Here is a 3,263-nt window from a genome sequence, read left to right as displayed (position 1 = left end):
ATTCATCAGGGAAGCTGGCGGTAATCGTGGTGGTCAGATCGTTGTCGGCCAGCGCATGCAGGGCAGTGCCCAAGGCCCGGACCACTTCGGTCTGGCGGGCTTCGGCTTCTGCCTGGGCGGCCTGTGCGCGGTTTCGCGCCTCGGCAAGCGTTTCCAGATAGACGCTGATCGCCATGTCCATATCCAGCATGACGCGCTGGTTCAGTTCGGCGATCGCTTTGGACGTGATGCGGTCATGCTCTTTGCGGTTGGCGAAGAGCTTGCGCGGGCGCTCGGCAATGGCGCGGGTCAGGTGCGCGAGGACGACGCTATAGCCGCCAATATACCAGCGCGGTTCCAGCCCGATGCGGGCGTGGACTCGACCGATGGTACGCACGGACTCGGCATACTCAGTATCGGCGCGGCCCTCGACAATGGCGCGCCAGTGGCTCTGTTGGGCGGCGTGGGCGCTCGAGATGTGGGCTTCGTCTTTAAAGAAACGTGCTGTCAGCGGCTCGGCGCGGACCCTGTCATAGAACAGGTCCAGTGCGGTCGGCAGGCTTTGGCTGATAATAGGACCCATCGCGCGGTACGCGGCACTGGGCTCACCCAGTCCCGTGAACTGGATGCGATGCTGAAGCGACTGAATCGACATACGCAGACTAACCCTCACCCGGTGCGGCCTGAGCACCCGTACTTATTTGCGGCCAAGCTTTTGCATAGCCAGCGTTCCCCAACGGAACATTAATCTAGATCAAAGATTTACCCGTCTGGACGACAATCATATAAAGACTTCTTTATACGATCATTGCTCTGTGCGCTCAGGCGCGGTATAGGGCTGGTCAACAAAACTGCCGTTCCATGCCACTTCGCCTGCGGGCGCATGACATAAGAGACCCCTCCGCATGACCGATTACATCGTTCGCGACATCTCGCTTGCCGACTTTGGCAACAAGGAAATCGCCATCGCCGAAACCGAAATGCCGGGCCTGATGGCGCTGCGTGCGGAATACGGTGCCTCGCAGCCGCTGAAGGGTGCCCGCATCGCAGGCAGCCTGCACATGACCATCCAGACGGCTGTTCTGATCCAGACGCTGGAAGCTCTGGGTGCAGAAGTGCGCTGGGCGTCGTGCAACATCTTCTCGACCCAAGACCACGCCGCTGCCGCTATCGCCGCTGCTGGCACCCCGGTCTTCGCTCTGAAGGGTGAAACCCTCGAAGAGTACTGGGACTACGCCCACAAGATCTTCGAATGGGCCGATGGCGGCTATCCGAACCTGATCCTCGACGACGGCGGCGACGCAACCCTGCTTTGCGTGCTTGGCCCGAAGGCCGAGAAGGACCCGTCGGTCCTCGACAACCCGACCAACGAGGAAGAAGAAGCCCTCTACAAGGTCATGAAGCGCTATCTGGCTGAAAAGCCGGGCTTCTACTCGGCTATCCGTGACGCCATCGGCGGCGTTTCGGAAGAAACCACCACCGGCGTGCACCGTCTGTACCAGATGGCAGAGCGCGGCGAGCTTCCGTTCCCGGCCATCAACGTCAACGACAGCGTCACCAAGTCCAAGTTCGACAACCTGTACGGGTGCCGTGAATCGCTGGTCGACGCGATCCGTCGCGGCACCGACGTCATGCTGTCGGGCAAGGTTGCTGTGGTCTGCGGCTACGGCGACGTGGGTAAGGGCTCGGCTGCCTCGCTGCGCAACGGCGGCGCTCGCGTGATCGTCACCGAAATCGACCCGATCTGCGCCCTGCAGGCCGCGATGGAAGGTTACGAAGTCCAGACGCTGGAAGACGTCGCTGACAAAGCTGACATCTTCGTCACCACCACCGGCAATAAGGACGTCATCCGCGTTGAGCACATGCGCGCCATGCGCAACAACGCCATCGTCTGCAACATCGGTCACTTCGACTCGGAAATTCAGGTCGCTGGCCTGAAGAACCTGAAGTGGGACGAGATCAAGCCGCAGGTGCACCACATCGAGTTCCCGGACGGCAAGAAGATCATCCTGCTTTCGGAAGGCCGTCTGGTGAACCTGGGTAACGCCACCGGTCACCCGTCGTTCGTGATGTCGGCCTCGTTCACCAACCAGACGCTGGCCCAGATCGAACTGTGGACCAACGCCTCGAAGTACGAGAACAAGGTCTACACCCTGCCGAAACACCTCGACGAAAAGGTCGCCTTCCTGCACCTGGCCAAGTTGGGTGCCAAGCTGACCGTCCTCAACGACGAGCAAGCCAAATACATCAACGTGCCGGTCGAAGGCCCGTTCAAGCCGGAACACTACCGCTACTAAGAGCTGCGGAAGTCCGAAGATGGAAAAGGGTCGGTGGAAACACCGACCCTTTTTTCTTGCCTCAGACCTGAAACTCGGCGGCCAGATCGTCGAAGTTTCGACCCATCAATCCCGTCTCGAAATCCATGAAGATGTCGATCAGTTCGTCGACCTGGACGGGCGGGCTGTTGGCGTTGAAGCGGAAGCGCCAGAAGCTGACGATGTGCTGGATGGCACCCAACTGGTCGCCCAGGCGTGTGAACAGGGTTGGGGCTTCCAGCAGGAAGTCGCGGAAGGCCAGCGGATCGCCGCGCTGGGTCAGGCCCGCATAGGCCTGATCGTAGTATTTCAGCGTCTGGCTGACCTTTTCGCAGGTCTGCATGATGTTGCTGCGCAGAACGCCGCGACCGCGCTTGATATATTCACGCGACGACGCATCGACAGGGCCCCAAGGTGACACCGAGGCCACTTCGTCGGCGACCTTGACGATGTCCTGCATCATGCTGTTGAGGGACCACTTGTAATAGAGGAAGCCCTTCCAGCAGAAGACGCCCTCTTGATACTGTTCCGGTTCCAGCCGCAGTGTCATGCGTAAGGCTTCCAGACGGTCGCCCGGCGTGTTGGACAGGATTTTGCTGGCCATACGCGCCGAGGATTGGGTGGCGTCCACGCCCTTGCCGATGCTGAGCGTTACCAGAGGTTCGATCTCGCGCTCCACAAAGGCCGACATCTTGGCCAGATCGGCCTCGGAAATGGCGAAATAGCAGGGGGCTGCATCCACTCCGCCGCGGCGAAGCTGCTCGCGCAGCAGGAAGGGGTCCAGCGACGGAAGTTGATCCATCAAACGCAGGGTGCGGATGTCATGGTGTTCAGCGGGTAGGCCGAATGCCTCCAGCATGACCCTTTCAAAGCCGATCTGGTTGACGAAGACGAAGCGTCCGCCGGTCTTCAGATCGGCTGTATCGATAGGCAGGACCAACTTGGTCGCCACCTGCCGGCGCCCGGGGA

3 protein-coding genes are annotated in these 3,263 nt (G+C 60.4%); 1 reads left to right on the top strand and 2 read right to left on the bottom strand.

What is annotated here, in order from left to right; genetic code table 11:
• Positions 1 to 634, bottom strand: a 634-nt coding sequence (locus OB03_RS14485) for a protoglobin domain-containing protein (protein WP_461344629.1), incomplete at its 3' end; no start/stop codon positions are given.
• A gap of 250 nt (positions 635 to 884) precedes the next feature.
• Between OB03_RS14485 and ahcY the strand changes: the two genes are divergently transcribed.
• Positions 885 to 2,276: an adenosylhomocysteinase gene (ahcY, locus tag OB03_RS14480; protein WP_242912322.1), complete on the top strand. Its 1,392-nt coding sequence runs from the start codon at positions 885 to 887 to the stop codon at positions 2,274 to 2,276.
• Positions 2,277 to 2,337: 61 nt separating this feature from the next.
• Here ahcY and OB03_RS14475 read toward each other — a convergent pair.
• A partial coding sequence (locus OB03_RS14475) for a hypothetical protein (RefSeq protein ID WP_461344628.1) occupies positions 2,338 to 3,263 on the bottom strand: 926 nt, incomplete at its 5' end.

This window comes from Brevundimonas sp. GN22 (assembly GCF_054824005.1).
Note: the sequence above shows the minus strand (reverse complement) of the source record. Positions and strands in the feature narration are given on the sequence as shown.